Source organism: Protofrankia sp. CiP1_Cm_nod4, assembly GCF_982290645.1.
This window is the reverse complement of record NZ_CEVIVC010000061.1, coordinates 21,990-25,126: the sequence shown is the minus strand read 5'-3', so window position 1 is coordinate 25,126 and position 3,137 is coordinate 21,990. Positions and strand designations below refer to the sequence as shown.

Genomic DNA, 3,137 nt, shown 5'->3' with positions numbered 1-3,137 from the left:
TTCCGGCACGGTGACCTGCTTTGTCGCGCTCGGCGACAGCATCACGGCCGGGCTGGGCGACGGTGTGAGCATGGGCGGCTACCGGCGGGCCCACGCGGCGCGGGCGCTGGCCGGACGCGGCTGGGCCGCCACGCTCGCCGCCTGCCTGGCCCCGGCCGGGCAGGCCCGGTTCACCAACCTCGCGACCACCGGGGCGACCAGCCGGGACGTCCGCGAAACCCAGCTGCCGGTGGCCCTCGCGCTGCGCCCGCGGATCGCGAGCCTCATCGCCGGCATGAACGACCTGCTCTCCCCCGGCTTCGACCCGTTACGCCTGCGGCGCAACCTGGTGTGGAGCGTCCGGGACCTGCGCGCGGCCGGCGTCCTGGTGCTGATGGCCCGGCTGCACGACCCCGGGCGGCTGCTGCGCCTGCCCGCGCCCGCGCGCCGCCTGCTCACCACCCGGATCGGGCAGCTCAACGCGGCGGTGGACGCCGCCGCCGCGGGCGATCCCGGGGTCCTGGTCGTCGACCTGGCCCGCCATCCCGAGGCCTACCGGCTGTCGACCTTCGACGTCGACCGGGTGCATCCTGGCCCGCGGGGCCATCAGCTGATGGCCCGTGCCTTCGCCGAGGCGCTGTGCGACGCCGGTGTGCCGCTGCCGGTCCTGCCGGTGGTGGAGCCGCCCACCACGCCCGGCCGGTTCGCGCACGCCCGCTGGATGATGTCGGTGGGCGTGCCGTGGCTGCTCGCCCGCCCGGCCGTGCCACTGCGCCGCCGGGCCCGGCGCGCCGCGGCGGACCGCCGGGCCCGGCACGCCACCACCGGTGACGAGCCCGCCCGCGCCGGCCGGCTGGTTGCCAACCGTCGACTGGATGTGACCCCCAGCAATATCCGCTGAGGACCGTCGCAGGACATGGCAGTCATTCCTTACCGTAGGCATCGTGATTTGCGGCCAAGCTGCCTCACCTCGCTCAGGGGCACTCACCGGATGGGGTAACGCGTGGCTTGCCGGGCTTGTCAGCACCGATGAGGCAATCACCCGAATCCTCGTGGGTTCGGGTGGGCCGGGCGCCCCCCACAGCATCGACGGCGAAGGGCTCGCGCTGGGCCTCGGCCGGCTGCGGACCGGCGGCGCACGGCGGCTGCGGCTCGTCCTGCCCGTGCCCGGCGACGTCAGCGGTCTGCCCGGGCCGGCGGAGGTCAACCAGGAGGCGCTGGCCGCCGGTGAGGCGGTGGTCGTGCTGGGCCCGCTGCCGCCGCTGGTCCTGATACCGTCCGTGACCGCGCACGGCCCGGCCATCGAGGGCGGCCTGGAGTCGGTGCACTGGCGTTCGGTGACGGGCCGTCACCTCCCGCCCCCGCCGTCCCCGCTGAACGCCGCCGAGCACGAGCTCAACGACGCCATCCGGACCGCGACGGCCGCGCTGCTGCACCTCGACCGGGCCAAGGTCGGTCCGGACACGCTCGCCGTGCTGCGCGAACGCCATGAGGACGAGCCGACGCTCCTGCTCCCCCCGGGCTATCCGCCGCCCGCGCACGCGCTGCTGGCCCGGGCGGGCCGGATCGCCGGCCTGATCGACCTGGCCGCCCGGGACGACGGGGCGGCGGTCACCGCCGAGGAGATCGAACGCCGTTCGACCGCGCTGCGCGGGCTGTCCGCGGCGGTCCGCCGGGCCTGCGAGTCGGCCTACGACGCCTTCGACCCCTCCCAGTCCCTCGCCCGGTAGGGCTCTCCCAGTTCCTGGAGCGCCGGTCAGGTAACCATACGTATCCCCCTGAACGATGGCACACTTCGATGGACGTCGACCACCGGAGAAGATCGGCATAATTTTGTCGTTGTGTACGCTTTTGCGGCCAAAAAGCGTACACAACGACAAAATTGTCTGGATCATGGCCTGTGCGGGTGGTCGTGAACGGGATCCCGCGCTGCCTGACCGGGACACTAGCCCGGTAGGGGGCTCCCAGCCCCCTACCGGTAGGGCACCGTGCTGGCGGGTGGGCGGGCGTCGCGGCCGGGACGGCGAGCTTCTTCCCGCCCGGCGGGGCGGCGTCCCGACACGGATGGCGGCCGGGAGGCGCGGCGGGCGCGCGCCTCCCGCCCCGGGAACGCTCACCGGCCCTCCGAACGCCACCCGCCGGGCAGGCCCTCACCGCGCGGGGCCCTGGCTCAGGACGCGTCCGACGAATACCTGGCCGCGCAGGCGGCGCCCGGACGACCGGCATCCATCAGGCGCACCCCAGGCGCACCCCGCGGGCGACGCCTGGACTGCGATCAGTTCAGGCGCGGACAGAAATGCCCGGACGGCCCGTCCGGGCGGCCGCAGAGCACACACGAGGGACGGCCGGCCGCGACGATACTGCGGGCACGCTGGACGAACGCCTGCGTCTGGCCGAGGGACAGCGAGACCTCGAGCGTGTCGAGCTCGGCGTCCGCGTCAGGCCGGCGCGCCGCGCCCCCCGCGAGCCCGGCGGCCTCGACAAGCACCCGTTTACCGTCCCAGGACACCGTGAGCCGGCCGAGATGGAAGTCCTCCTCGAACGGCGCCTCCAACGGCGCGAGATCGACGTCTACCTCGTGGGACTCCGGCAGCTCGCCGCCGGCCGTCCGGCGGACCTGGCCGAGCAGCGTCGTGAGCCCTTCGGCAAGAGCGTTGACCTCGGCTTTCTCCAGGCCGACGGTCACGACCTGCCCACGCGAGCAGGCCTGTAGGTAGAAGTCGCGTTCACCGGGCTGGCCGACGGTTCCGACCACGAAACGGTCTGGTGAGTCGAACACGTGCCGCTGCCGCTGATACACCTCGTCCCTCCTGGCAGTCCGTTGTACCGGTGGGTGGCCGGGCCGCGGCTCCGGTCATCCACCGATTCCCCCGGTCGACGGCCGGCATGCCGGCGTCACCCACGGGGCCTGGCCGTCTTCCCCGTCATGAAGCTGCTGTGTGAACCTTGCCGCGTCGTGAACCCGCTACGTCGTGAACGTTTTATCCCCGGGGATTCGTCCCCGACGACATCATGGACGTCCAACCTTATGGACATCATTGTGAACCGTAGCGCCACCGCTCACGTCGTGGCGTCACAGATGTCGCGTCGGGCACCCTCGGACGCCTCCAGAACAGGCCCGCTACCAGGGACATCAGGGCCAGGCACGTCGGAACCAG

General features: G+C 73.1%; 3 protein-coding genes. 2 read left to right on the top strand and 1 reads right to left on the bottom strand.

Going from position 1 to position 3,137, the window contains the following annotated elements:
* Positions 1-10 precede the first annotated feature (10 nt).
* Together AC5LSR_RS13400 and AC5LSR_RS13395 are read left to right on the top strand one after the other, a co-directional pair.
* A complete protein-coding gene (locus AC5LSR_RS13400; protein WP_493468521.1) occupies positions 11-880 on the top strand; it encodes an SGNH/GDSL hydrolase family protein in 870 nt (289 codons plus the stop codon).
* 43 nt (positions 881-923) lie between these two features.
* Positions 924-1,709 carry an Rv1486c family protein gene (locus AC5LSR_RS13395; protein WP_250286464.1) on the top strand — a complete coding sequence of 262 codons (786 nt, stop codon included), beginning with the start codon at positions 924-926 and terminating at the stop codon, positions 1,707-1,709.
* 545 nt (positions 1,710-2,254) lie between these two features.
* Here AC5LSR_RS13395 and AC5LSR_RS13390 read toward each other — a convergent pair.
* Positions 2,255-2,779 carry a DUF3090 family protein gene (locus AC5LSR_RS13390; RefSeq protein WP_250286463.1) on the bottom strand — a complete coding sequence of 175 codons (525 nt, stop codon included), beginning with the start codon at positions 2,777-2,779 and terminating at the stop codon, positions 2,255-2,257.
* Positions 2,780-3,137 lie beyond the last annotated feature (358 nt).